Here is a 26,404-nt window from a genome sequence, read left to right on the forward strand (position 1 = left end):
TTACGGAAACCGCTGTTCGCGGTGCATTCTACATGACAATGGTGGCACCGCAGAGAATCTCAAGTCGTTACAGATTTTTGCAAGCCAATATGCCGGGGGCGGAGACCCAACAATATCAGCGCCGAACTGTAAATCAAGATTGCCAAGCCGATTGCCATTCCCAGGTGCAAGCCTCGTTGTGACGCGTTCCAATTCAGCCAAAGTGTCACGTCGACAAAATAATATAAAAAAGCCGACATGATTGCGTTGGCCACTACAACCCGCAGGATGAATATTAGCCATTTCTCGCAAGGCTGGTAAATGCGGGTTTTTAACAACGTCAACAATAGCAGCAGCGCGTTTAGGTAAGCAGACAGGGTGGTTGCCAGGGCGATGCCGATATGCGCGAAAGGAAATGCCAGCAGCACACTCAATATGATATTCGCGACGATGGAATGCATACCAAAACGCATCGGCGTTTGCGTGTCCTGGCGCGAGGTGAAGCCTGGAACCAAGATCTTGATCAACATAAATGCCAATAAGCCTAGAGCATAAGCCATCAGGCTTTTACCGGCCATCCGCACATCGTCGCTGTCGAATTCATTATATTGAAACAGCGTCGATAACAAGGGCTCTGCCAGCAGTGTCAAACCCAGGGTTGCGGGCAGGCCGATCAGTAACACCAATTTTAAGCCCCAATCCAGCGCTTTGGAAAAGGCCTGGGTATCCTCAGCGGCATGGTTCTCGGATAATCTCGGCAAAATGACTGTTGCCAGCGCCACACCCAAAATCCCGAGCGGAAACTCCACCAGTCTATCGGAGTAGTACAGCCAAGAAACGCTGCCTGAAGTTAAAAATGAGGCTACCAAAGTGCCGAACAGCAAATTGACTTGGACCACGGAGACCCCAAAAATGGCGGGGAGGATCTGTTTGAGCATGCGTTGCACCGCTGGGTCTTGGTAGCCCCAGCGCGGCCTGGGCAGCAAGCCGAGCCTTATCAGCGCAGGGATTTGAAACAGCAATTGCACTACGCCGGCGCCAAATACGCCCCACGCTAAAGCCATAATGGGTTTGGCCATTAACGGCGAAATCCAGATTGCAGCGCCTATCATGCAAATATTCAGAAATACCGGAGTCAGGGCCGGAATGGCGAATTTGCCGCGTGCGTTCAAAATCGCACCGGCGAAGGCAACCAACGTAACGAAGAACAGATACGGGAAGGTGATGCGCAGCATTTGCACAGCCAGTTCGTACTGGCCGCCTTCCCAAAGAAAGCCGGGCGCAAAAAACAGGATCAGCAATGGTGCTGCAATGACGCCCGCCACTGTGAATAACATCAACAAGACTGCCAAAGTGCCGGCGGTGCGGTCGATAAACTGCTGCAATGCCTCGCGGCTGCCTTTTTCGTTATAATCAGATAAGATTGGCACAAAAGCTTGAGCGAACGCGCCTTCCATGAATAATCGGCGTAGAAAGTTCGGAATCCTGAAGGCCACAAAAAACGCATCGGTTGCCGCGTTAACCCCGAAAATGTTGGCAAATAGCATGTCTCTTACAAAACCCATGATCCGTGAAATCATGGTCATACTGCTAACGATTGCGGTGGATTTAAACAGCTGCTTGCTCACTGCAGGCCTCAGATTGAGTTTGGAAACACTAAAAATTTGACAATCATAGCATCCAAAATGATAATACGCGGTTCCAGATTAACTCAAAAGAACTGATAGACTATGGCTAATTCACCACAAGCTAGAAAAAGAGCGCGTCAGGCTGAGAAAAGCCGTATTCGCAATGCCGGACAGCGCAGCAACTTACGCACTTTCGTTAAAAAAGTGATCGCCGCTGTTAGAGCAGGCGATAAAGAGCAAGCTCAAGCCGCGTTTAAAACCGCTGTTCCTGTAATTGATTCGGCCGTTAACAAAGGCCTGATCCACAAAAACAAAGCCGCTCGCAGCAAAAGCAGACTTAACGACAGATTGCGCGCGATGGCTTGATCTCGACGCAAAGTCGATAGATCAGCAAGGCCTATGCAACCGATGTTGCTTGGGCCTTTTTTATGCGCGGCGGTTTTATCTCGCGCAGATACCAGATGCTCTGGTTCCTAATCTTTCCGATAATCAAAGGTTGTTAGCTTTCAAACAACTTATTTGGAATAAGTTGCTTGCGGCGCGTGGACATGCTGCTAATCTGATAGCTTTCAGCTCATCAGTCTAAGGTACTGTCATGAATAACCAAGACCAAGCCAAACTGCGTTGGGGAATTCTCGGCGCGGCCCGCATCAACGAACGCTTATTGCCGGCGATAGTCGAAGCATCCAATGCCGAACTGATTGGTATCGCCAGCCGCCGTCCAGGGGCTGCGGCACAAACGTTGGCTAAATATGCCCCCTGCCATCCTGAGATACAGAGTTACGACAATTTGGATTCTCTGCTCAACGACGATGACGTACAAGCCATTTATTTGCCAATGGCGAATCATGAACACGCTGAATGGACTTTACGTGCCATCGAACATCGCAAGCATGTGCTGTGCGAAAAACCGATGGCGCTGACGGTTGCCGATATTGATGCGATAGAAACAGCGGCTCGCCGTTACGGGGTGACCGTGATGGAAGGCTTTATGTATCGTTTCCATCCGCAACATGCCCGAGTATTGGAGTTGATCGGTTCCGGACTGATAGGCGAAATTCGATCGGTACGTGCCAGCTATTCGTTCATGATGCGTCCGGCTCGGATGTATCGTTTAGCCGACGATGTTTCGCACGGCGGTGGCGCGATGTGGGATATCGGCTGCTATGCAATTCATTCGCTACGCATGTTTTTTCAGCAATCCCCTTGCCGGGTGACTGCGTTGTCTAAATACGTGGAAAGCGGCGCCGACATCGCTACTAGCGGCGTGCTGGATTTTGAGGACGGCAAATTCGCCCATTTCGATTTCAGCTTCGAACGGGCTCGGCGTTGCGAATACGAAATCATCGGTACCCAAGGGGGTATCAAATGTCATGTGGTTTGGCAATTGCCCGGCGATGTGCCGGTGATTTCTTGGTGGACCGAGGACGGTCGCCAGTCCGAAGAGCGTTTCCCGGCTTCCAATCACTTCCGTCTGGAGATTGAACATTTCAGCAATTGCGTGCTGAGTGGTAAGGGGCCGCAGTTGTCCCTAGACGATGCCCGGGATAATTGCAGAACGATAGTGGCCGCATTGCAATCGGCGGCGGAAGGTCGGGTCGTTGAAATTTAATGGCAACAAGGCAAGGAGGTCTGAGTGAGTGCTGTCAAGCGCTGCAAAAAGGCCATGTCTTTGGGCCTCGTTCCCGTTTAATTCATATGAGTTTGTGGTATCAGGAGCTTGTCGATGAACGATAAAATCTTATCCAAAATTGTTCGGCGCGATGCCTTGCGCATAGTCGTGATGCTGAGTGTTCTTCAAGTGGGTTCTGCATGCGCCGTTGACGCGGTACAAGCCCGGAAAGATTTGCAGCAAATGGGTGTTGAATACACGGAACAGCAATTCGCGGCCTACGCTGGAGTGGGCGATATGGCGGCGGTGCAATTATTTCTGGATGCGGGAATGGATATAAACGCTGGCGGTAGCGCCGCTTTGGGGTTGGCGGCCGGTAGAGGGCGGACGGAAATGGTGGAACTGCTATTGGCGAATGGCGCCAAGCCGACGGCAAATGCGTTACAGTTCGCTAGAACCCGGGGCCATTGGGAAATTGTAAATATGCTGGTGCAGGCGGGGGCCAAGGAATAGCGATCGCGTGCGCACAGATTGAGCGATTAGCGGGGATGACAAGATTTTTCGACGAGAAAGGATGGGCGCGACTCCCTCGAAATAGCTTGAGGGAGTCACGCGGAGACTTAACGAGCGAGTTTTTTTCGGCCGTTGATTCCCAAAATACCTAAGGCTGAGCCGAACAACCAAATCGCCGCTGGTACGGGCACTGCGGCAATATTGCTGGCGAACAACTGGTTATGGAATTCGATATTGCCGTTAAACGACTGAGCAACCAATTGGCCGTTCAATTGCCCGTAACCGCCGAATACGTTGGCCCAGGGCGCTAGAATCGAGCCCTGAGGGTTCTTGCTGCCCGCTAACGTTAGCGACGTTGCGTCATAGAAATTGTAGATGACGTGTGTGGCGTCGATGCCGTTAAGATTGACTTGGCCGTTTTGAAATATCTGGCCGGTGCCGCCGACATTGATCAACACAGTGGAGTTGCTGGGAGCGCTGATGTTGATCGTATTGCTCGCGGTCAGTTCTGCGCCGTCTATGTCGAACACGTTGAGTTCGCTACTGTTGCCGGTCAGATTCAGCGTGCCGTAATTGTTGCCGACACTGCCGTTGGCGGTCAAAGCGTTCCAGGCGTTCGAGATGTTTTGATATTGGGTTTGCGCACCGGAAAAGTCCACCAATGTTTGCGCGAAGACGCCGCCATTGGCGGTAAAACTGCTTAGCAGAGTGCCGCCAGCATAGATGCTACCATTCTGACCGTTACCTACGCCGCCGTTGCTGGCGGTTAGTGTGCCGTTTACGACCAAACGGGCTGCGTTGCCACTGATTTGCGAGGCCACGGAATAGTTGGCTAATGTAATATTGCCGCCGGCAGCCAAGTTGCCTTCGGTATCGGAATTTGAGCTGATGAAGTTGCCGAATACGAAAACATTGTAGTCGCTGGCCGGCCCTAACAAGGCTGCATGGGCTGGAGAGATGGCGGCAGCAAATAATAAACTGGTAGTCGCTATAGTGTGTGACAAACGCATTTTCCTTTAACCTTGAATATGTATTATGGCGGGATGCCTTAATTGATAATGTGTCGACAATATCTGTTCCCATGCGGAAATGTCGTAAGCAAAACCGACGGTCCAAATAAGAGCGTGACGACAAATACTTGACCACGCCGTTGATCGGCCGGGGAAGTTGGCTTTTGCCGATTCGAGACCTACATTAAAAGACGAGTCGTTAGCAGTAGGTTTCCCGGATTGCGGCGATACACCATGCACTTCCGGTGTCCATTTTATGTGATTTGAATTCCGGGCGATATGGCCGTTGGTACAGGCGGCTTGCCGGGGTAGCAAACTGCTAACCCGGCAGCTTATTCGAAGCCGATTTTATTGGCTAAATGTCAATCCGTCGTTTGCGACATCGATTTTAATTACATCTCCTGGAATAAAGCGTCCTGACAGAATCTGATTGGCTAGCGGGTTTTCCAATTGCCGTTGTATCGCCCGTTTCAATGGCCGAGCGCCATATACCGGGTCAAAACCAGCTTCGCCAAGTAAATCCAGCACCGTTTCGCTGACTTCCAGGCCAATGTCTTTTTCCTGCAGACGACGGCGCAACAACTCGATCTGAATTTTGCAGATCGCCCGAATCTGACCTTGGCCTAGTGGATGGAATACCACGGCTTCGTCTACCCGGTTGATGAATTCCGGCCGGAAATGCTGAGCTACAATCTCCATCACCGCATCTTTCATTTCGACATAGTTGTTTTCGCCCGCCAGTTCTTGGATCACGCTGGAGCCCAGGTTCGACGTCATTACCACCACGGTGTTTTTAAAGTCCACAGTCCGTCCCTGGCCGTCGGTCAAGCGGCCGTCGTCCAATACCTGCAGCAATACGTTAAAGACATCATTATGCGCTTTCTCGATTTCATCGAGTAGGATGACCGAGTAGGGTTTCCGGCGCACCGCTTCGGTCAGATAGCCACCTTCTTCATAACCGACATAGCCGGGAGGTGCGCCGATCAAGCGGGCCACCGAATGTTTCTCCATGAACTCCGACATGTCGATGCGCACCATCGCTTCCTCGGTGTCGAACATGAATTCGGCCAAAGCTTTGCATAATTCGGTTTTACCAACACCGGTCGGGCCGAGGAACAGGAAGGAGCCGTTGGGGCGGTTCGGATCGGACAGTCCGGCGCGGGAGCGGCGGATGGCGTTGCTGACGGATTTTAAGGCCTCGGTTTGGCCGATCACCCGTTTGCCCAGCTCTTCTTCCATGCGTAGCAATTTCTCGCGCTCGCCCTCCATCATTTTCGACACTGGGATACCGGTCCATTTGGAAACCACTTCGGCGATTTCCTCCTCGGTGACTCTGCTACGCAGCAAAGTGGTTTCTTGCATTTCCACCTGCGATGCCAGATCCAGCTCTTTTTCCAGCTTGGGAATTTCGCCGTATTGCAGTTCCGACATGCGCGCATAGTCTTGGCTGCGACGGGCCGCTTCCAATTCCAGGCGGGCGTGCTCCAGATTTTCTTTTATGCTGGCAGTGCCTTGCAGCGCGGCTTTTTCGGCCTTCCATATTTCGTCCAGGTCTGAATATTCTTTCTCCAGATCGGCGATTTCCACTTGCAGTATTTCCAGGCGTTTTTTCGAGGCCGCGTCGGTTTCGTTTTTCATCGCCTCGCGCTCAATTTTCAGCTGTATCAAACGGCGGCTGAGTTTATCCATAGCCTCGGGCTTGGAATCCATTTCCATGCGGATTCGGCTGGCGGCTTCGTCAATCAAGTCGATGGCTTTGTCCGGCAGTTGGCGGTCGGAAATGTAGCGGTGCGACAGCATCGCTGCCGATACAATAGCTGGATCGGTGATTTCGACGCGGTGATGAATTTCGTACCGTTCTTTTAAGCCGCGCAAGATAGCGATGGTGTCTTCAACGCTGGGTTCATCGACCAACACTTTTTGAAATCGGCGCTCCAACGCCGCGTCTTTTTCGATGTATTGCCGGTATTCGTCCAGCGTTGTGGCGCCGACGCAATGCAGTTCGCCGCGGGCCAGCGCCGGCTTCAGCATATTACCGGCGTCCATCGCGCCTTCGGCCTTGCCGGCGCCGACCATGGTGTGCAACTCGTCGATAAACAGGATGATTTGGCCTTCCTGTTTGGCAACGTCGTTCAGCACGGCTTTCAAGCGTTCTTCGAACTCGCCGCGGAATTTAGCGCCGGCAATCAACGCCGCCATATCCAAAGATAGTAACTGTTTGCCCTTGATACCTTCGGGTACTTCGCCGTTGACGATGCGTTGCGCCAGGCCTTCGACGATTGCCGTTTTACCGACGCCGGGCTCGCCGATTAATACCGGATTGTTTTTGGTGCGGCGTTGCAGGACTTGTATGGTGCGGCGGATTTCGTCGTCACGACCGATCACCGGGTCGAGTTTGCCTTGTTCCGCGCGTTCGGTCAGGTTGATGGTGTATTTTTTCAAGGCTTGGCGTTGGTCTTCGGCATTGGCGTCGTTGACGTTCTGGCCGCCACGCATATTTTCGATGGCACTTTCGACTGCCGATACGGTAACGCCGGCCTGTTTTAGGATCTTTTGCAAGGAGCTACTGGATTCTAGGGCTGCCAGCAAAAACAATTCGCTGGAAATGAACGCGTCTTTACGTTTCTGTGCCAGTTTGTCGGTCAGATTTAGCATTCGCGATAGTTCATTGGAAATTTGTACGTCCCCGTCGGCCCCGGAAACGCTGGCCAGGCGGTCGATTTCCTTGCTGAGTTCGGTGCGCAGCGCGCTGACCTGAATGCCAACCTGCATCAGTAATGGCTTAATACTGCCGCCTTCCTGGTCGATCAGGGCTAGCATGACATGCGCCGGCTCGATGAATTGGTGGTCCTTGCCCAATGCCATACTTTGCGCGTCGCTGAGCGCTTGTTGAAATTTACTGGTTAGTTTATCCATTCGCATGCTGCGTACCTCATTTGGAATATAAATTGTGTTGCCGCAGAGATGGGGCGCTACTTAGCGCTTTTCAAGCAAGGACTGACGGATAATTCCACTATTTTACGGGTGAAATTATTGCTGTTGATTGGTGGGTTGAGATGGAGATCGTTGGTAGCCTTGATAAATGTTTCAAAGTACAATGTCGCCGCTCAGATAACAGATGTTGAGGGATTATGGCCATTGCTAATCAGCAGGTCCGGTTGTCAATATTGTCGGTCTGCGTAACCATTAGTTTTATTTTGTAGGAGTTTTAGAAATGGCAACAGGCACTGTAAAGTGGTTCAACAACACCAAAGGGTTTGGATTTATCGAGCCTTCCGAAGGCAAGGAAGATGTTTTTGTGCATCATTCCGTGATTAAGGGCGAAGGGTTTAAAACTCTGTCTCCAGGCCAATCGGTTCAGTTCGATATCGAATCCGGTCCTAAAGGTTTGACTGCCGCGAACGTCCTGCCCAGATAAGCGTTAACGGTTACGGGTAGAAAGGCTCTTGCTCGCAAGGGCCTTTTTTATGCCCGCAACAATATGGAATTTTCGGTTGACGGCAATATAACCAAGCTATAATGCAGCCTCCCTTCCTTTTCGGCGTAACTGACCATGGCACGCGAATTTTCTTCATTAAAACAAATGGATACCCCTGTCAAAGTGCTGTTTACCGGCTATTTGACTACCGTAGCGGTCGGCTATCTAATGGCCTTGATCCAAATTCTGTTTACGCACGGTATGGCTGACGGCAAGTTTGGCTTGTCGATAGACGACATTGTTTACAGTTATTACGGCAATCGTTCGGGAACCGTGCTGGAAACCAAGCTGAACGGTTCCATGAAGGAGAATGCATCCGAACAGGAACGGTTCGCCATTATCCAATGGGTACGCGACGGTGCCGACAAGGATGATTTTGTCGACGACGGTATTGAAAAAATCATTCAGGAACGTTGCGTGATGTGCCACAACAAAGAGGCTTCGATTCCTGATCTGAGCGATTTTAAGGTGATAGAAGAGTTGACCAAGGAAGACGAGGGGGCCACGTTTAGTTCGCTGACGCGGGTTTCGCATATTCACTTGTTCGGCATCAGCTTTATATTCATGTTTGTCGGCTTGATTTTCAGTTTTTCGGAAACCAGTACCATCAAGTACAAATGTATCGCGATCGGTATGCCCTATATGTTTTTGCTGGTGGATATTTTGTCGTGGTGGTTGACGAAGCTGGACCCGATGTTCGCCTGGCTGGTGATTGTGGCGGGCGGTGGTATGGCTGTATCGTTTGCGTTTATGTGGACGGTATCCGTCGCTGAAATGTGGTTGTTTGACAGGGTATTTCTGGATGCTGACGGTCAGCCCAGAGTGCAGTGGAGCACCATCGTAGAAGCCAAATTTAAGCAGGTTGGCGGAGAAGCGGCGGCGAAAAAATTAGCTGAGTTATTGAAGCAAGCCGGTGTTTACGGTTGGTCGAAATTTCAGAGCCAAGGCCTGCCATATCTGAAAGATCTCTACGTAAAAATTGTTAAGAAAGACAAATAGTTACGTAAATGTGACTGGGTATACAAAACACTGTTGAGAAGTTAAAGTTCCGCGCTTGGCAAGCCGATAATCGGAGCGGTATGATGCAAACTCGATTTGCAGGAGGTGTACCATGATTAGCAATGTAATGAATAGCGCAACCAGTCTGATCAGTAATGCTCAGCAAAAAGCCAGTACCGCCGCGCAAACGATTGCAAATTTGCCGGTACAAGCTCAGGAAGTCGGCGGCTCAAAAGATGTTGGTTCGGCTGACTTATTTAAGCCGGTGCTGAGCTTGAAAGAAGCTGAGTTGGAAACCTCGGCTGGTGCCAAAATGATCAAGGTTCATGAAAAAACGCTCGGATCTCTTCTCGACGTGACGGCCTAATGGCTAACGCTGACATCATAGCCCAGCGCTTTGATGTCAGCGGCAAACGCATTCATTTCTTCAACACTCATTCTCTCTAGCTCGTCCGCTTCCATTTGGAACGATTGCCTGGCCACGCTGTAAAGCATAATTTCTTGCAGTTTAATCTTGCCAACCCGTAATTGCTGCAAAAGCGCTAAATAGGCCTGTTTTTCGCCGTCAGACCACGCTTGCCGATAATGCAACATGCAGGTTTGTAGTTTGGTTGGGCAAAGGCTGGTGGCAATTTCTAGACGTTCCAATAATTTTTGCTGACTTTGGCCAGTGCTGTTGATCAGTTTGCGGCCCTGTTCGGTCGCACTGTCCAGCTTGAACCAGAGTTCGCCATGACATCGGCCCAATTCCGCCAAGCCTGCTTGTACTGTTGAGTGGTGTATCAAGCTGCCATTGCTAATCAATACAAATTTGCTGACTGGAAATACGCCTGCTTCCGTGGCGATCTCGCTTATCAAGCGCACGGCTTTATCGAAATCTATCAGGCTGGTCGGTTCCCCGTTGCCGGAAATGGCGATATCTTTGATAACGCGTTGGTCCATTTCGACGTTAAATTGCTCGAAAAAATCACCGTGTTGCACGTAATCTAGAAAAAAGCGCAGTTCCTGCTCCAGTAAGGCAAAATCCATTTCCGGCGCATTGCCGCGCTGTAATTCCGGTACTTGGCAATAGATGCAACGCCAGTTGCAGGCGTTGTTGGGGTTGAAATTGATGCCTATCGACAAGCCGCCTGCTCGACGGGAGATGACCGGATAAACATATTTCAGGCCGGCAATGTCACGGTTGTGATTTGTGGTGGTGAGTATCGGTTTCACTTGAGAAGCATCGCGCAAATCGTAGCCAATTTGCGCGGTAGTAGATTAGATGCGAACCAATACTTCGCCGCGTCCGGTTTCAGCCATGTCGCCACCGTAGCGTTGTACGCGGTTAAACGCTGCGCCGCTGTCTGCAAAACGGGAGTCGAAGGATTTGAAAGAGGCGAATAGTATCGGCAAAAAAGCCAGTGTATGCGAGCCACAATCGTTAAATGTGGCAGACAGTTGCGGTTGATTCCACAACAATAGAGTACCGCGCCGCATCGCATAGCCTAAATATCGGCCAGTGCTGCCCATCACCGCAATAGTACCGGCCAGCATTCTTGATCCGCAATAATCGCCGGCACTGCCCTCAATCAAAATTTGGCCACGGCGCATGTGGTCGCCGGCCCGCTGGCCGACATTGCCTTTTACCAGTACCGTGCCGCCCTTCATGCCTTGCTTGTTGCCGGGCAATGCGCCACCCAGAAAATCGCCGGCATCGCCGTCGATCTGGATCAGGCCGTTTTTCATTTCGCAGGCGGCGTATATACCGGTATCGCCGCTAACGGTGATACTGCCTGATTTCATTTGCATGCCCAGATACGCCCCGGCATCACCTTGCACGCTGATGCTGCCGCCGTCCAGTTCTTTGCCGATGAAGTCCAACTTGTTAATACTGCCGGCAACGATGATTTCTTGGGTGTTCTTACCGGTAATGTAGAACAAGTCGTCTACGCGCAGACGACTCTTGCCGGTTTGCAGGATAATCGCAGAAATGGCGTCGACGTCCAAACCTTGCAGTTTTTGGCAAACCAGTGGCGACATATCGACGCGTTGTGCCGGTTGCTGTTCCTTTAGGGTAAAGGTTAACGCGCTCATGCCATGATCTCCTGTAAATGAAAGTGGAACGGGCCCAGCTTGCCGCCGTAATTGCCGGCGCTGATGCGCTTGATGCCATTAGCGGCACCTAGATCGCAAACGGCTTGAATACCCACGCGCATGGCCTTGTCGATGTCTTCTTTGCTTAAACCGTCGATGACGATTTCCATCACCGATTCGATTTCCGGCGACAAATCGGTTTTGGTCACTCCTTTTAAAGTCGGGCAAAAAGCATCGTTTGTTGACGCGCCCAATGAGGCATATTTTGAGCCCACTTTGGAGCCCGAGCGCACCACGCCGCCGGGGAAGGGCATAATCACATTGGGGATTTTGCGCATTTCTTCAATCGCAGCCTCGCAGGCTGCCAAAGCTTGTGGTTGTGATTCTGCCAATACCAAGAAATTGCCGCCGCCAACTGCGTCCACCATGCCGGTGGTTGCTTCGGTGAGAAACTCGCCGTCCATCACTGGTACGCGCCAGTAGCGCTTGCCGCCGATCTTTTTGGCTATTTGGAAACCGTCACCGAAGTAACGCAGGTTTTTGCCCAATGGAATCGGCTTGCCGCCTTCTATGCCGGCGAACAATGCCGAAGTCGGCGACGTCAGCACGCATTGGCCGGCGCGGGTTTCCAATTGCTTGGCTAGGCCCTTGCCGCCCATCGCGTAAATCATGATGGCGACACCGGGGCGTCCGTCGGGCGTTTCGTTCGGGCTCAACACCCGTTCGATACCCGCCTCGCAACCGCAAGCAATTACAGAGGTCGCGAAGCCGGTCATGGCCTGAGCGGAAATCATCGCCCATTTTTCATTCTGAGCGGTGATGATAGCCCGCGTTGCCTTCATCGGAAAGGCTTCCGCAAAGGTTTTGTCTATGGTTACGCCATTAATAATCATGCTGCACCTCGCAACGGATGTGCCGTCAAACTGCCGCGCCCGTCTTCGCTAATTTCGTCGTCGCTGATTTTAAAGTTGCCGAGTTTCATGGTCAGGTATTTGTCGAAATAAGGTTTGAGGTCTTTTTCGATGGATAAATCGTAGTCCGGTTTGACGATGTGGGTGGTGCCCCAGGTGACTTTCACCACTTCGCCGTCTTTGACGACCAGTTCGCCGTCCTTGAATACATAATCCGGTTTGGTGAACATGGTCTGACGGTCCGGGTTTTCGGTGTAGACAGTGATGTCGGCGAAATTGCCGGCACTCAAAGCGCCGCGGTCTTTCAAGCCGATGATGCGGGCGGCGCCGGCGCGGGTCATGATGGCGATTTCGTTTAGCGTGTATTCGCGCTCGATCGAGGCCAGCGTGGTCATTTTCTGTGCTTCTGGATGGATGGTCGCCAGCATGTCGTTACGGAAGCTCCGGTCCATCAGCAAGCGGATCAAATGCGGATAGCTGGTGAAAGGCGCGCCGTTGGGGTGGTCGGTGGTCAGGAAGATACGCCAGGGGTCTTCGACCAGCAGGAAAATTTCCAGACCGATGGCCCATTGCAAGGCGTTGACGAAGTTCTGATCCTTGTATTTGAACGGCACCACGCCGCAGCCGGCGTCGCATTCGATATCCATGCATACCCATTTATTGGGGCTGGCGAAGCGATGGTTGGCGTGCTGGCGCATGTTGTCGCCGGAGGCGGTGACGGTTTGGCCGAACAGGATTTGACCGACGTCGGCGGTGATATTTGGATTACTGTTGATCGCCTCGGCGATTTGCGCGGCGCCAGAGGAGAATTTGAAATCGCCTTCTTTACCGTAGCTATGGAACTGAATATGCGTCAAGTGCATTGGCAAACCGTCAATACCTTTGATGGTATTTAAGGTGGTTTCCAGATTGCCCGGTACACCCAAGTTGCAGCCATGCACATGTAAAGGATGAGTGATGCCGAGTTCTTGCACCGCTTTAGCTAAGGTTTGCAAGATTTGACGGGGCGTGACATCGTAATGGCTGTTTTTCTCGTCCAGATCCAGCTTGCGCTGGTTGAATTTGAACGCATTGATGCCGCCGGCATTGACCACCTTGATGCCGATGCCTTTGGCGGCATTCAGCGTCCAGGCCACGTAATCATTGATGGCTTTTTGATCTTTGTTGGCGGTCATCATGCGCAGTAGAAAATCGTCGCTGCCTAGCATCACGTAGCCGCCTTTGTCCACAATCGGCGTATCGCCCATTTCCATATGTGCTTGGCGAGCGTTGATCGGCAAAACCGCCGGTTCGAAGCAGGCGGTGTAGCCCATTTCTGCGTAGCGGTAGCCTGCTACATAAGTACTGGGCATCGCGTGACCGTTACCGGAACGGGTAATCGATGTGCGGTGCACCGGGTCCTGGCGATGGTCTTCCGGCAACAGGGTGCGGGCGATATTGCCTTTGCCGCCGCCGATATGGGTGTGCATGTCGATCGCGCCGGACATGACCACTTTGCCGCGCAAATCGTATTCTTTATCAACCGGTCTGCCGTCTTTTGGCACATCGATAATGCGGCCGTCCTGCACGTAAATGTCTTGCTGTTGTCCGTCGATGCCGCTGGCCGGATCGTAAACGGTTCCACCTGTAAGTTTTATCAGCATGTGTTTGATCCTAAAGTGCTTGTTCGATAGCGGTCAGGACTTCGGCGGTACTGGGCAGGCCGGAGTCGCGCAATTTTTTCAGCCGGATCGCCACCACGTTATCCAGGCGGTAGGCATGGCCGGAGTGGTCGATGCCGGGCGTGCCAACGGGAATAAACACATCCGGTTCTTTCTCAAATTTCATGCCGGAGCGACCGATGACGATGGTCGGTAAGTCGGTTTTTGGGGGCTGTGCGCTGCTGTTAAACGCCTGAACCCAGACCAAAACATCGGCTTCGCGGCTATTTAGCAGCGCTTGCGTGTCGTAGAGGTAGGGATCGTACTCGGGGTAACCACGGGCAAAATTGACGCGCGCCGGGTAGCCGGTGGTCCAGCCGCAGACTTGGTTGGCGGTTTGGTCACCTTCCTTGCCGCCCAACGGAAAACCGGAACAGCGGGTGCCTAATTGGTTCAGGTCTTTAACGATATTACACAGCGTTTGCACGGTCAGCTCGGCTTGATCGAATGCCAATGCCGCCGCGCCCCAGAGAATGACGCCGTAGTGTGCGGCCTTCAGTTTGTCGGCGATAAGCTGTAGTTCGCTAATGGCAATGCCGGCGACGCTTTGTACGTGTAGCAAGTGGCCTTTAACCAGGGCCGACAAGGCGGCAGTCACATCCGGTAAGTCGGCATCAGCACAAGGTAGTACGCGGGCTTTTTGGCCGGTCGGAGAAGTTGAAGCGTTTCCTGACGGTGCTTTACCCAGATAAATAATTTCCCGGTTGGCAGTGCTGTCGAGGAACATGGCTTCCTCATTCCACAAATACTTCTCGAAAAAGCGCGGGGCAAAGGCTTCCAGATCGGTGCCGACTACCAGTAATAAATCGCAACGGTTTTTCAGTTCGGCTAATGTGGTATTCATCCAGCCGGAGTCCTGCAAAGCCAGTAAATTGCGGCGTGCGTTATTAAAATTCATGTTATCGACCACTGCGCCGCTCTTGTCGGCTAAAGCCAGCAGGGCGCGCATGCCGTTAACATCGGTCGCGCAGCCGCCTATCACAGGCTGATGGGTGTTTCGTAACAATTCCGCTGCTTTAGTGGCCGCCGCTTCCAAACTTGCTGCCTGCCCGGCAATGCGCGGCGAGGTGTCCGCTATAGCCTGTTCGAATGCCGGTGTATTAACCGAGCAACCGTTTGCGGTCACTTTCAAGGTTGTGCCGTCCACCTGTATGCTCAGGTCGTCGGTACCAATGCCGCAAAACGGGCTGGGTACCTCGGTTATTTCAGTCATGGAAAAGTCCTCAATCTTTTTTAATATATTTGAATCGTGGATCGTCGGGCGTGCCTTCCAGGATGCCTGCGGAGGTTTCCGCTGCATCCCACAGCAACACGTCTTCAATTTTTTTGGCTAGTAGAAAATCTTTATCAGTGATGCCTTTTGCCGAATGCGTGACTAGCTTGACGATCACGAATGCATAGGAAACAGTTAAATCCGGGTGGTGCCAGGCTTTTTCCGCCAAGTGGCCGACCGTGTTGACCACCATTAAAGTCGCTTTCCAACCGCTGGTCTTGATTTTACGGCGGATCCAGCCATTCTCGTAATACCAGTGCGGCAATTCCTGCGTTAAACGCTCGGCGATTTCGGTCTCGCTATAGACCTTGGCGGTATCGTGCGACATCGTTTATCCCCCGGGATTGAAGTGACTCGGCATTCTATCGCACAGTTTAGTCGGTGTCTTTACGGTGTACAGGTGTTTGGCTGGATTTCAGCGCCAATTGTCGGCAACTGGAGGGGGCTTTTTTTAACAGGCTTGCTTAGGCGGGTTGAGGGAATGCCTCGGCGCAGAGGCATTCATCTCGGCATGCGTTTGCTATTTAACCACTCTTAATTGCGGTTTTTGCGGAGGTTTGGGTTCTGTCGGTGTCGGCGGGGCTTCGTCCTCATTCTCTTCCGGGTCGAAAATCATACCCTTGCCGTTCTCCTTGGCATAGATGGCCAACACCGCTTTGCACGGCGTGATAATGCGCATGGGTTTGCCGGAAAATCGGGCGTTGAATTGGATTTCTTCATTGCCCAGCACCAAGCCTTGAATGGCTTCCGGGCGCATATTCAGCACGATTCGACCGTCCTCCACGAAGTCGCCCGGCAGCGTTACGCCAGGGTAGTCGGCATTGACTAACAGATGGGGGGTCAGGCTGTTGTCGACGATCCATTCGTAGATGGAGCGAATCAGATAGGGTTTAAGTGGGGTCATTTGCTTGGGGCTTGCATCATGTCTTTTTCTTCGCGGCTCAGGCTTTCTTGAAAAGCCCGTCTGGAGAAAAGTCGGTTGGCGTAGGCAGTGATGCCTTTGCCTAGGCCGGCAATATCAATGCCGATGCTTGGTAGTCGCCACAAGAATGGCGCCATCGCACAATCGATCAGAGAATACTCCTCGCTCATAAAATATGGCGAGGCTTCAAATACCGGCGCGGCAGCCATCAAACTTTCGCGGAGCTGCTTTTTTGCTTTGGCGGCTTTTTTGTCACCGTTGACCAGAACGTCATCCAGTAGCGGATACCACTCCTGGTCGATGCGTTTTATCAGCATCCGGGCGTTGGCGCGGGAGACCGGGTCCATTTGATGCAAGGCGGGGTGAGGGAAGCGTTCATCCAGATATTCCATGATGATGCGGGCGTCGTACAGCACTAAGTCGCGTTCTACGAAAGTCGGGGCATTACCGTTGGGGTTCAGTTCCAGCAGATCTTCCGGTGGGTCATTCGGGTCGAAAAACTCAACTTCCGCAGGCACGCCTTTTTCGTAAACAACTAGCCTAGCGCAGTGGCTCATTATGCAGGCTGGCGATGAAAAAAGAGTCATTGCGGATTTTCGGCTGGTGATGTTTGCCACGAAGTGAACCTCTTTGAGTAACAGGATTTAAACCGGGGCAGATTGTAGCATGGATGTTGGGGCTTTTGGGGGCGATGCCGGACGCATACGCCCGTTGAAAATAACGGGCTGCACTCGGCTATTTTAAACGGCTTGCCGCACTATTTAGCCTAGTTTTACGATGATGTCTTCCAGTACATTCGCGGTGGCATGAACCTTGTCGGCGGCATTGGACAAATGCCGGTAAAGTTCGCGTTGTTTAAACATATTCAAGTAGTCTTCGCCTTGGAATAAATCGGCGATGGCCTTGCGGTATATCTTCTCGACGCGGCGCTCCGAATGGCGGGCGGCAAAGGCGTGTTGTTCGGCCTCGGCGGGGTGCTTGCCCAATACCGCAAAGCCGCGCTCCAGCGCTTTGATGCCCACTTGCAACTCGATGACCATCGCTTGCGAATGGCTGTCGGGGTTCAGTTCGAGGGCTTCCATCTCGTTATAGGTGCTTTTGCAATAGGTGACGATGCTGTCCATGGAGGCGATGGCGCGATAAATGTCTTCCCGATCAATCGGCGTGGCAAACGAGCTGTTAAGTTCGTGCAGATTGTGCATGCGGATCCGGTCGGCTTCGTGCTCGTCTTCTTTCAGCATCTTGCCGGCTTCGACTGATTCGCTGGCCATGAAACGAACCAGGTTATCGACGGTGACGCAGACCTGCTGGCACTGTTGGTGCAGCAATAGATAAAAGTCGGCGGTTTTCGGGAATATTCTCTGAAACAGCCGCGAGGCCAGTGAAAGCTTGGGGGATGACATGAAGATTGCAGCGGCTATTTAAGGAAGTAGTCGAATATCAGAAAACTAATGCAGGCGATCATGGCAGAGCCGGGGATGGTGATCAGCCAGGTTCGTAAAATTTCCAAGGCTTTTCCCCAGCGCACCGCTCTTGGGCGATCAGAGGCGCCAATACCCATGATGGCCGATGCCACTACATGCGTCGTGGACACCGGGGCGCCGAGTAGTGAGCTGCCGAAAATAGTCAGGCATGCGCTCAGTTGTGCGTTTAGCGCGTGGATTGGGCGAATTTTATAGATGGCAAAACCCAAGGTCCGCACAATGCGCCAGCCGCCGGTCAGCACGCCGGCGGTCATCGCGCAGGCGCAAAACAGCATCACCCAGCCCGGCACTTTAAAGCTGTCGATTTCTCCGCTAAGCAACAAAATCAAGGTCAACACGCCCATGCTTTTTTGTGCGTCGTTGGCGCCGTGCGAAAAGGCCAGTGCGGCGGCGGTCAGCCACTGGGCGTTACGAAGTTGGCGATTAATACTTGGCGATGCGGACCGCAATAAGAACATCGTTAGTCGCTGAATGACAAAGCCCACCAGAAAGCCCAGGACAGGCGAGAGCAATAAAGCCAGTAGAATTTTGCTGAAGCCATGTATTCCGCCGTCGCTTAAAGCGTTGAATCCCCAGTCTATGGGGTCGCTGCCTATGCCGATTAGCGTGGCGCCGATCAAACCGCCCATCAGCGCGTGTGAGGAAGATGACGGTAAGCCGCGCCACCAGGTAAACAAATTCCAGAATACTGCGGCGAAAAGCCCGGAGACTACGATTAACAGCGCATCCGCTTTGGGAATGGCGGATAGATCCAGCAGGGTGCCGACTGTATTGGCGACGGCGGTTCCGCCCAGCAGCGGCCCCAGGAATTCGAAGATTGCCACCACCAAAACCGCCTGCACCGGCGTCATCGCGCGCGAGGCGATGACGCTGGCAATGATATTGGAGGCATCATGAAAACCGTTGGTGTAATCAAATACCAGTACAATGATGATCGCAACACCGATAAACGGAACCAATGCCTCCAAAATGGTGACGGCTTAACGCGGATTAATTGACGACGTTATGCCCGCGCTGTCTCAGGCAGTTGCGATAGGCATTTTTGTAGCGGTCGTTGGTTTGTATGCCTTGCTGAGCGCCGCCGCCGATACCGCCGGCCGCCGCACCAATGGCTGCGCCGGTGCCGGGGTTGCCGACTACCGCGCCAATGGCCGCGCCGCCTGCAGCGCCTATCAAGCCGCCGACCGCTGCGCCGGTCGCAGTGTCTTTAACAGTGCTGGCCGACTGCGAAGCCAGTTGTTCGCATTCCTGCATGTCTTGATTCAAACGGAACGCATTGGGATCGTTATAGGTGTCCACGGTGGGAGTCCAGCCGGTGGTGGTGGCGCAACCCGCAACTAGCAAGCTGGTTGCTAAAATCGATTTAAGCGGTAATTTATGCATGACAAGTCTCCTTCAATAATGCTGAATGCATTGTTAGTGTTCCAGAGAGTAGTCCATTTTGCACTGTTTTGGAAATTTACAAGTCAAATTGACACTGGCAAGCCTGTCACGTATGATTCGCAGCCTTTTTTATCCGTTTTTATCACCAAAGGCAGTAGCACATGAAAAGAACTTATCAACCCAGCAAACTTAAACGCGCTAGAACTCACGGCTTTCGTGCCAGAATGGCTACTGTGGGCGGTCGCAGAGTGATCAATGCGCGCAGAGCTAAAGGCCGCGCATCGCTGACGGTTTAATTGTCGGCGGAAGATTTCGGCTTTCCCGATCAGTATCGGCTAGGGACGCCCGCTGAGTATAAAAAAGTATTTACCAATCCCGTAAAGTCCACAGATAAATATTTTACGGTGTTGGCGACGAACAATATCCTGCCGCATCCGCGGCTGGGTTTGGCCATCGCAAAAAAAACTATAAAAAAAGCAGTCGCACGGAACCGCATAAAAAGGGCTGTCAGGGAAAGTTTTAGATTACAGCGTCAACATATCGTCAGCATTGATATTGTTGTTTTGGCACGAGGCGATGCAGCAAATGCAGCCTCGCCCATATTGAGGAAGTCATTGGAAAGGCATTGGCATAAACTGGTAGATCGATGCGATTCCTGCTCATAACCCTGATCAAGGTTTACAAATACTTCATAAGTCCTTTGCTGGGACCCAGATGTCGTTTTTATCCCAGCTGTTCAAGTTATGGCTTAGAGGCAATCCAGATTCATGGTGCTTTCAAAGGCTCTTACCTCACGCTTCGACGATTATTGAAATGCCATCCGTTTCACGAGGGTGGCATCGATCCTGTTCCGGAAAAATTGAGTAAATAACAATGGATAACATAAGATTTGTACTTGTCATGGCGATGTTGATGATCTCCTATATGTTGTGGGAGTCATGGCAGATTGATTACGGTCCCAAGCCGCAGGCCATCATCTCCGACAAGCCCATTGTAGCCGGCGATGTCGGAGCTGTGGCTAATGTGGACCCCGCCCAGCCGGGCACACAACAAACCGCCGGTCAGGCTGCTGCCGCGCAAGTGGCTGCCGACAAAGTCGTCAAAGTCAAAACCGATGTATTCGCATTGGAAATCGATACCGAAGGCGGTACGTTACGCAACCTGGATTTGTTGCAATATCCGCACGAGAAAGAAAATTCCGCAGTTAGCGCAGCTTACGCCTTGATTGGCATGCAAGCGCCGGCGAAAGATTTGTCGCCGATTCGCCTGTTCGATAGCAGCCCGGAAAAAATGTTTTTAGCGCAAACCGGTCTGGTAGCCGGTCAAAACTCCGCTGCGGCTCCCGATCATCATGCGGTATTCACAGCCGAGCAAACCTCTTACGAATTGGCCGACGGCCAAGAGCAAATCAGCATCCCGTTAACGTGGACTAATCAGCAAGGTTTGAAAGTCACCAAAACCTTTACGTTCAAACGCGGCAGCTATTTGGTGCAAGTCGAGCAAAAAGTCGCTAACCAAACCGCCAACCCTTGGGTAGGCAAACAATACGACCAACTGTTACGGGTCGAACACAGCGATAAAAGCAATAACAACTTCATCAGAACTTACTCCGGTGGCGTGGTTTACACCGAGAAAGACAAGTACAAGAAAGTTAAATACGAAGATATGGCGGACGACACTTTAAACGTGGTCAGCCAAGGCGGTTGGAGTGCGTTTATCCAGCATTACTTCGCCGCTGCCTGGATTCCGCCTGCGGATCAGGAAAACCATTTCTACACCAAAGCCCTGAACGATGCCCGCTATGTGATCGGTTCTTACTCGCCGGATGTCAGCGTGCCGGCCAACAGCGAAGCGGTGCTTAAATCGCAATTGTTTGTCGGTCCTAAAATCCAGCCGATCATGGAGGCTGTGGCCCCTGGTTTGGAATTGACAGTCGATTACAGCTGGCTGACAGTGGTCGCTAAGCCGATCTACTGGTTGTTGAACCAAATCTACGGCTATGTCGAAAACTGGGGTGTGGCGATTTTGGGTGTCACCCTGTGCATCAAATTGCTGTTCTTCAAGTTGTCGAAAGCCAGCTTCCAGTCCATGGCAAAAATGCGCAAAATCCAACCGCGCCTGAAAGAACTGCAAGAGCGTTATGGTGATGATCGCCAGAAGTTTAACGTCGAAATGATGGCGATGTACAAAAAGGAAAAGGTCAACCCCTTGGGCGGCTGTTTGCCGATCATGGTGCAGATCCCGGTCTTCATCTCGCTGTATTGGGTGCTGATCGAAACCGTGGAATTGCGTCAGGCTGAATTTGCCTTGTGGATTCACGATCTATCCGCGCAAGACCCGTTCTATTTGCTGCCGATCCTGTACGGTATCACGATGAAGATTCAGCAAAGCTTGAATCCGGCGCCTATCGATCCGCTGCAAGCACAGGTGATGAAAATGTTCCCTATCGTTTTCACTGTGTTCTTCCTGTTCTTTCCGTCCGGTTTGGTACTGTACTGGATTTGCAACAACAGCTTGTCGATCATCCAACAGTGGTACATCACCAAGCACGTGCTTGCTGAAGACAATCACGCCCACTAAATACCATGCTGGATGGCGACACCATAGCCGCCATTGCCACGCCGCCCGGTAACGGCGGCGTTGGCGTCATTCGCATCTCCGGGCCGTCCGCGCCCGGAGTCGCGCAAAGCCTCACCGGCAAAACCCTACCCAAACCCCGCTACGCCCAATTTGCCCATTTCCTTGATGCAGACGGCCGAGTAATCGACAGCGGCTTGCTGCTGCATTTTGCCGCACCAGCTTCATTCACCGGCGAACAGGTTATCGAACTGCAAGGCCACGGCGGCAGTGTGGTGCTGGATATGCTGCTGCGGCGGGTGTTGGCATTGGGCGCGCGTTTGGCTAACCCTGGTGAATTCAGCCAGCGAGCTTTTCTAAATAACAAAATCGATCTGGCGCAAGCCGAGGCGATAGCCGATCTGATCAGCAGCGGTACCGAACAAGCGGTGCGCTCCGCCCAGCAATCCATGCAGGGCGTGTTTTCCGAACAAATCAACGAACTGATAGACGAGTTGATCGAACTGCGGGTGTTTATCGAAGCGGCCATCGATTTTGTTGATGAAGAAATCGACTTCCTCGGTGACGGCGTGGTGGCGGGGCGCATAGCACGCTTGCAAACTAAGCTAGGCGAAATTTGCAAAACCGCCCAGCAAGGCCGGCTGTTACACGACGGTATGACCGTGGTATTGGCCGGTAAACCCAATGCCGGTAAATCCAGTTTGCTAAATGCCCTGGCCGGCCACGATGCAGCGATTGTCACCGACATTGCCGGCACCACCCGCGATGTGTTACGCGAACGCATCCAACTCGATGGCATGCCCTTGCACGTCATCGACACCGCTGGCTTACACGACAGCGACAATCCAGTGGAACAGGAAGGCATCCGCCGTGCTCGCCAGGAAATCGCCAAGGCCGACCGTATTTTATTGTTGATAGACAGCACCGACCCGGACAGTGCCAGCCTGGACGCCAGTCTGCCTGCCAATATCGCCATTACCAAAGTTTTCAATAAAATTGATTTGGTCGGCGGTCAAGCTAAAGTCTTGGAAACCCCTCAAGGTACGGAAATCCATCTATCCATCAAACACCGGCTGGGCCTGGATTTGCTGCGTCACCACCTGAAACAAAGCATGGGTTTTACGGAAAGTGCGGATAACGTATTTGTCGCCAGAACCCGCCATATCCAGGCCTTGCAACTGGCTGCGCGCGCCGTGGACCGTGCCGCCGAGCAATTGCTGCATCAAGCTCACGAACTGGTCGCGGAAGAGTTGCGCCAGGCGCAAACCAGCTTATCCGCCATCACCGGCGAATTTACCTCCGACGATCTACTAGGCGAGATTTTCTCCAGTTTTTGCATTGGTAAATAGCCGTCGCTAGCACGCAACAAAGCGCGGCCTGCCCGCCAATCGAAACCAGGAATCCATGTTCGAACAAGCCTTCAAAAACATCGACGACATCCTGCGCAAGGAAGCCGGTTGCGCCAGCGAATTGGACTACACCGAGCAAACCTCCTGGCTGCTGTTTTTAAAATACCTGGACGGCTTGGAGCAAGACAAAGCCATGGAAGAGGAACTGGAAGGTCTTGGCTACCGCTATATTCTCGACCAACCTTACCGCTGGGAAAGCTGGGCCGCACCGAAAACCGCCGACGGCAAGCTCGATCACAACACCGCGCTGACTGGCGACGACTTGCGCGACTTTGTCGACCGCAAACTATTCCCTTATCTGCACGCCTTCAAGCAACGCGCCAGCGGTCCCAACACGCTGGAATACAAGATCGGCGAAATCTTCGGCGAGATCAAAAACAAAATCCACAGCGGCTACAACTTGCGCGAAATCATCGACCACATCGACGAGCTGCGCTTTCGTTCGCAAACCGAAAAACACGAACTGTCCCACCTCTACGAAGCCAAGATCAAAAACATGGGCAACGCCGGGCGCAACGGCGGCGAATACTACACGCCCCGGCCGCTGATTCGGGCGATTGTCAAAGTTACGCAGCCCAAAATTGGCGAACGCATCTACGATGGTGCGGTCGGTTCGGCGGGCTTTTTATGCGAAGCCTACGATTATCTGACCAGCCAAGGCTCTCTGACCACCGCCGATTTGCAAACCCTGCAAACCAAAACTTTTTACGGCAAGGAAAAGAAATCGCTGGCCTACGTCATCGCGATCATGAACATGATCCTGCACGGCATCGAAGCGCCCAACATCGTCCACACCAACACCCTTTCAGAAAACCTGGCCGACATTCAGGACAAAGACCGCGTCGATGTGATCCTGGCTAATCCGCCGTTTGGGGGCAAGGAGCGTAAGGAAGTCCAGCAAAATTTTGCCATCCGCACCGGCGAAACCGCCTTTCTGTTCTTACAGCACTTCATCAAAATGCTCAAAGCCGGTGGTCGGGCTGGCGTGGTGATCAAAAACACCTTTTTGTCCAACACCGACAACGCCTCGGTGTCTTTACGCAAGCTGCTACTGGAAAGCTGCAACCTGCACACCGTGCTCGACTGCCCCGGCGGTACCTTCCAGGGCGCGGGCGTCAAAACCGTGGTGCTGTTCTTCGAAAAAGGCGCGCCGACTCGCAAGGTCTGGTACTACCAACTCGACCCCGGCCGCAATATGGGCAAAACCAATCCGCTCAACGACGCAGACCTGGCCGAATTCGTCGAACTGCAACAAACCCAGGCTGATTCGCCCAAAAGCTGGACAATGGACGTTTCCAGCATCGACACAACTACTTACGACCTGTCGGTGAAAAATCCCAACGGCGTTGAAGCCGTCACCCATCGCAGTCCGCAGGACATCATGGACGAGATAGCGGCACTGGATAAAGAGAGTGCGTTAGTATTGGACAAAATTCGGAGGTTATTATGAATCAGCACAATCTGGACATTCGTTGGCAACAGCGTTTTGCCAATTTCCAACGGGCGTTTTTACTGCTGCGCGAAGCGATGGAAAGCAATTTGTCTGAACTTAGTCAGTTGGAGAAAGAAGGTGTTATTCAGCGCTTTGAATACACCTTTGAACTGGCCTGGAAGGTGTTGAAAGACAAAATGGAAAACGATGGCCTGGTATTGGACCAAGTGTCGCCCAAAGCGGTCGTCAAGCAAGCCTATGCCTCAAAATATATCGATAGCCCCGAAACTTGGCTACGCATGATCGGTGACCGTAACTTGATGAGCCACACCTACGATTTCGTCAAATTCGAAGCAGTGATCCAGTCGATCGCCAGCGACTATCTGCCGATGTTGCAAGACTGGTATCTGGGCTTGCTGGACGAACTCAACAACACATGATCAACAGCGGCCTGACCCCAGATCAATTAGCGCTGCTGGTGCGAGTGTTCCAACAGCATCCGCAAATTGACTGCGTCAAACTCTACGGTTCCCGCGCCAAAGGTACGTTTCAGCCGCGCAGTGACGTGGACCTAGTGGCGTTTGGCGACGGCATCGATCGTTTTTTGCTTGCCGACATCCTGCTGGACTTGGAAGACTCGGCTTTGCCCTATCAGGTTGACTTGCAAAATTATCACGAGCTGAAAAACCGTGCATTGATTGACCATATCGACCGGGTGGGAGTGGTTTTGTACCAAAGACAAAAGGACGAGGAAAAATGTTCATGACACGGCGGCTGGACATCATGGACGAGATTGCCGCGTTGGATGCTGAGAGTGCTGAGGTGTTGGAACGGATTCGGGGGCTGCTGTGAAGGAGGGTTGGCAACAAAGTGTGATTGGTAGCTACTGTGAGGTTATTGCTGGCCAGTCACCAGAAGGTAAATATTACAACGCTGACGGCAATGGAATGGCCTTCTATCAGGGCAAAAAGGACTTTGGCGACAAGTTCATTGAAGCGCCCACCACATGGACAACTAAATCGACAAAGATTGCTCGTAAAGGCGACATTCTTATGTCGGTTCGTGCGCCGGTTGGACCAGTCAACTTCTCCACGGAAGAAATTTGCATAGGTCGTGGGTTGGCTGCAATCCGTAGAAACGATCAACTAGATGCGGAGTTTCTCTACTATCAGTTGTTACATTTACAACGTGAAATTGCCGGGAAAGAAGGCGCTGTCTTTGCCTCAATTAATAAATCCGAAATTGCAGCCTTACCTATTGTAATTGGGCCTCTCCCCGAACAACACCGCATCGTCGCCATCCTCGACGAAGCGTTTGACGGCATCGCCACCGCCAAAGCCAACGCCGAACGGAACCTGCAAAACGCGCGGGCTTTGTTTGAGAGTCATTTGCAGGCGGTGTTTAGTCAGCGGAGTGAAGGATGGGAGGCGCGTCGCCTCGGTGAGGTTTTTTGCATCGGATCAAGCAAGCGCATTCTGGAAGCGGAATGGACTGCTACCGGAGTTCCGTTTTATGGAGGGAAAGAGATTGTCAAACTTGCAAAATTTGGGACTGTGATCAGTAATGCATATATCTCCGAAGAGAAATATCAGGACTACGCTTCAAAGTACGACATGCCACAACAGGGAGACATACTGATTACAGCAAGGGGAACGATCGGCGTGGGATATGTCGTAAAAGAAGGCGACAAGTTCTATTACAAGGACGGCAACATTATCTCGATGAGGGAGAAAACACCTACCAATCCGCACTTCATTTTGTATGCCTTTAGATCGAATGCAATTGCTGATCAGCTCGAAGAGCTGAATGGAGCGACTGTTAGACATCTACCAATCGAAAAGGCAAAAGAACTTGTTTTGAGAATGCCGGGGTTTGTTGAGCAAAATACTGTTGTAGAGAAAATCCGAGAAATTGAATCCGAAACCCAGCGTCTAGAATCCCTCTACCAACAAAAACTCGCCGCTCTCGACGAATTGAAAAAATCCCTGCTGCACCAAGCCTTCAGCGGCAATCTGTAA

29 protein-coding genes are annotated in these 26,404 nt (G+C 52.2%); 15 read left to right on the plus strand and 14 right to left on the minus strand.

Annotated elements, in window-relative coordinates; all coding sequences use genetic code 11:
* Positions 1–59 precede the first annotated feature (59 nt).
* Positions 60–1,607 carry a murein biosynthesis integral membrane protein MurJ gene (gene murJ, locus EBB_RS07345; protein WP_192393113.1) on the minus strand — a complete coding sequence of 516 codons (1,548 nt, stop codon included), beginning with the start codon at positions 1,605–1,607 and terminating at the stop codon, positions 60–62.
* Positions 1,608–1,709: 102 nt separating this feature from the next.
* Between murJ and rpsT the strand changes: the two genes are divergently transcribed.
* The 3 genes from rpsT (at position 1,710) to EBB_RS07360 (ending at position 3,732) form a co-directional block, all read left to right on the plus strand.
* Complete coding sequence (rpsT, locus tag EBB_RS07350; RefSeq protein ID WP_020483383.1) at positions 1,710–1,973, plus strand: 30S ribosomal protein S20; 264 nt, start codon at positions 1,710–1,712, stop codon at positions 1,971–1,973.
* 229 nt (positions 1,974–2,202) lie between these two features.
* A complete protein-coding gene (locus EBB_RS07355) occupies positions 2,203–3,219 on the plus strand; it encodes a Gfo/Idh/MocA family protein (protein WP_192393114.1) in 1,017 nt (338 codons plus the stop codon).
* 114 nt (positions 3,220–3,333) lie between these two features.
* Entirely contained in the window at positions 3,334–3,732 is a 399-nt protein-coding gene (locus EBB_RS07360; RefSeq protein ID WP_192393115.1) for an ankyrin repeat domain-containing protein, read from the plus strand.
* A gap of 107 nt (positions 3,733–3,839) precedes the next feature.
* On the opposite strand, the gene EBB_RS07365 is transcribed toward EBB_RS07360, so the two are convergent.
* Positions 3,840–4,736, minus strand: coding sequence for a choice-of-anchor A family protein (locus EBB_RS07365; RefSeq protein WP_192393116.1), 897 nt, complete (start codon positions 4,734–4,736; stop codon positions 3,840–3,842).
* Between the two features lie 354 nt (positions 4,737–5,090).
* Positions 5,091–7,664: an ATP-dependent chaperone ClpB gene (clpB, locus tag EBB_RS07370; RefSeq protein ID WP_192393117.1), complete on the minus strand. Its 2,574-nt coding sequence runs from the start codon at positions 7,662–7,664 to the stop codon at positions 5,091–5,093.
* A 292-nt stretch (positions 7,665–7,956) separates the two neighbouring features.
* On the opposite strand from clpB, the gene EBB_RS07375 reads away from it, so the two are divergent.
* From EBB_RS07375 to EBB_RS07385, 3 genes are all read left to right on the plus strand, one after another.
* On the plus strand, positions 7,957–8,160 hold the full coding sequence (locus EBB_RS07375) for a cold-shock protein (protein ID WP_020483379.1): 204 nt from the start codon (positions 7,957–7,959) through the stop codon (positions 8,158–8,160).
* A gap of 135 nt (positions 8,161–8,295) precedes the next feature.
* Positions 8,296–9,219: an Aq_1264-related membrane protein gene (locus EBB_RS07380; RefSeq protein WP_192393118.1), complete on the plus strand. Its 924-nt coding sequence runs from the start codon at positions 8,296–8,298 to the stop codon at positions 9,217–9,219.
* A 112-nt stretch (positions 9,220–9,331) separates the two neighbouring features.
* Entirely contained in the window at positions 9,332–9,586 is a 255-nt protein-coding gene (locus EBB_RS07385; RefSeq protein WP_171697552.1) for a hypothetical protein, read from the plus strand.
* Here EBB_RS07385 and EBB_RS07390 read toward each other — a convergent pair.
* From EBB_RS07390 to EBB_RS07440, 11 genes are all read right to left on the minus strand, one after another.
* On the minus strand, positions 9,583–10,452 hold the full coding sequence (locus EBB_RS07390) for a radical SAM protein (RefSeq protein ID WP_225587265.1): 870 nt from the start codon (positions 10,450–10,452) through the stop codon (positions 9,583–9,585). The two genes, EBB_RS07385 and EBB_RS07390, sit on opposite strands and share 4 nt — an antisense overlap.
* A 27-nt stretch (positions 10,453–10,479) precedes the next feature.
* Positions 10,480–11,295, minus strand: a complete 816-nt coding sequence (locus EBB_RS07395; protein WP_192393119.1) for a formylmethanofuran dehydrogenase subunit C — start codon at positions 11,293–11,295, stop codon at positions 10,480–10,482.
* Entirely contained in the window at positions 11,292–12,188 is an 897-nt protein-coding gene (fhcD, locus tag EBB_RS07400; RefSeq protein ID WP_192393120.1) for a formylmethanofuran--tetrahydromethanopterin N-formyltransferase, read from the minus strand. Before fhcD ends, EBB_RS07395 begins: the two co-directional genes overlap by 4 nt.
* On the minus strand, positions 12,185–13,849 hold the full coding sequence (locus tag EBB_RS07405) for a formylmethanofuran dehydrogenase subunit A (RefSeq protein ID WP_192393121.1): 1,665 nt from the start codon (positions 13,847–13,849) through the stop codon (positions 12,185–12,187). Before EBB_RS07405 ends, fhcD begins: the two co-directional genes overlap by 4 nt.
* Before the next feature lie 10 nt (positions 13,850–13,859).
* Positions 13,860–15,119 carry a formylmethanofuran dehydrogenase subunit B gene (locus EBB_RS07410; protein WP_192393122.1) on the minus strand — a complete coding sequence of 420 codons (1,260 nt, stop codon included), beginning with the start codon at positions 15,117–15,119 and terminating at the stop codon, positions 13,860–13,862.
* A gap of 10 nt (positions 15,120–15,129) precedes the next feature.
* Positions 15,130–15,507: a 4a-hydroxytetrahydrobiopterin dehydratase gene (locus tag EBB_RS07415; protein ID WP_192393123.1), complete on the minus strand. Its 378-nt coding sequence runs from the start codon at positions 15,505–15,507 to the stop codon at positions 15,130–15,132.
* 192 nt (positions 15,508–15,699) lie between these two features.
* Entirely contained in the window at positions 15,700–16,083 is a 384-nt protein-coding gene (locus tag EBB_RS07420) for a ClpXP protease specificity-enhancing factor (protein WP_192393124.1), read from the minus strand.
* Positions 16,080–16,688 carry a glutathione S-transferase N-terminal domain-containing protein gene (locus EBB_RS07425; protein WP_223146811.1) on the minus strand — a complete coding sequence of 203 codons (609 nt, stop codon included), beginning with the start codon at positions 16,686–16,688 and terminating at the stop codon, positions 16,080–16,082. The genes EBB_RS07420 and EBB_RS07425 overlap by 4 nt, the downstream gene beginning before the upstream one ends.
* Before the next feature lie 174 nt (positions 16,689–16,862).
* Positions 16,863–17,504, minus strand: coding sequence for a DUF47 domain-containing protein (locus EBB_RS07430; protein ID WP_192393126.1), 642 nt, complete (start codon positions 17,502–17,504; stop codon positions 16,863–16,865).
* Positions 17,505–17,518: 14 nt separating this feature from the next.
* Complete coding sequence (locus EBB_RS07435) at positions 17,519–18,553, minus strand: inorganic phosphate transporter (protein WP_225587266.1); 1,035 nt, start codon at positions 18,551–18,553, stop codon at positions 17,519–17,521.
* Positions 18,554–18,575: 22 nt separating this feature from the next.
* Complete coding sequence (locus EBB_RS07440) at positions 18,576–18,968, minus strand: YMGG-like glycine zipper-containing protein (protein WP_192393127.1); 393 nt, start codon at positions 18,966–18,968, stop codon at positions 18,576–18,578.
* A gap of 161 nt (positions 18,969–19,129) precedes the next feature.
* Between EBB_RS07440 and rpmH the strand changes: the two genes are divergently transcribed.
* From rpmH to EBB_RS26645, 9 genes are all read left to right on the plus strand, one after another.
* Complete coding sequence (rpmH, locus tag EBB_RS07445) at positions 19,130–19,264, plus strand: 50S ribosomal protein L34 (protein ID WP_013820710.1); 135 nt, start codon at positions 19,130–19,132, stop codon at positions 19,262–19,264.
* The gene (rnpA, locus tag EBB_RS07450; protein ID WP_192393128.1) at positions 19,265–19,633 is read left to right on the plus strand and encodes a ribonuclease P protein component; all 369 of its coding nucleotides are present in this window, start codon (positions 19,265–19,267) and stop codon (positions 19,631–19,633) included.
* Positions 19,615–19,839, plus strand: a complete 225-nt coding sequence (yidD, locus tag EBB_RS07455; protein ID WP_081733834.1) for a membrane protein insertion efficiency factor YidD — start codon at positions 19,615–19,617, stop codon at positions 19,837–19,839. The genes rnpA and yidD overlap by 19 nt, the downstream gene beginning before the upstream one ends.
* Positions 19,840–19,841: 2 nt before the next feature.
* Positions 19,842–21,548 (plus strand): membrane protein insertase YidC, encoded by a 1,707-nt coding sequence (gene yidC / locus EBB_RS07460; RefSeq protein ID WP_192393129.1) that lies wholly within the window; start codon positions 19,842–19,844, stop codon positions 21,546–21,548.
* Between the two features lie 5 nt (positions 21,549–21,553).
* A complete protein-coding gene (gene mnmE, locus EBB_RS07465) occupies positions 21,554–22,894 on the plus strand; it encodes a tRNA uridine-5-carboxymethylaminomethyl(34) synthesis GTPase MnmE (RefSeq protein WP_192393130.1) in 1,341 nt (446 codons plus the stop codon).
* Positions 22,895–22,949: 55 nt separating this feature from the next.
* Positions 22,950–24,404: a class I SAM-dependent DNA methyltransferase gene (locus EBB_RS07470; protein ID WP_192393131.1), complete on the plus strand. Its 1,455-nt coding sequence runs from the start codon at positions 22,950–22,952 to the stop codon at positions 24,402–24,404.
* Positions 24,401–24,826: a nucleotidyltransferase substrate binding protein gene (locus tag EBB_RS07475; RefSeq protein ID WP_192393132.1), complete on the plus strand. Its 426-nt coding sequence runs from the start codon at positions 24,401–24,403 to the stop codon at positions 24,824–24,826. Before EBB_RS07470 ends, EBB_RS07475 begins: the two co-directional genes overlap by 4 nt.
* Positions 24,823–25,152 (plus strand): nucleotidyltransferase domain-containing protein, encoded by a 330-nt coding sequence (locus EBB_RS07480; protein ID WP_192393133.1) that lies wholly within the window; start codon positions 24,823–24,825, stop codon positions 25,150–25,152. Before EBB_RS07475 ends, EBB_RS07480 begins: the two co-directional genes overlap by 4 nt.
* A gap of 82 nt (positions 25,153–25,234) precedes the next feature.
* On the plus strand, positions 25,235–26,404 hold the full coding sequence (locus EBB_RS26645) for a restriction endonuclease subunit S (protein ID WP_195880862.1): 1,170 nt from the start codon (positions 25,235–25,237) through the stop codon (positions 26,402–26,404).

It is taken from the genome of Methylomonas fluvii, assembly GCF_014850975.1.
GTDB classification, from domain to species: domain Bacteria; phylum Pseudomonadota; class Gammaproteobacteria; order Methylococcales; family Methylomonadaceae; genus Methylomonas; species Methylomonas fluvii.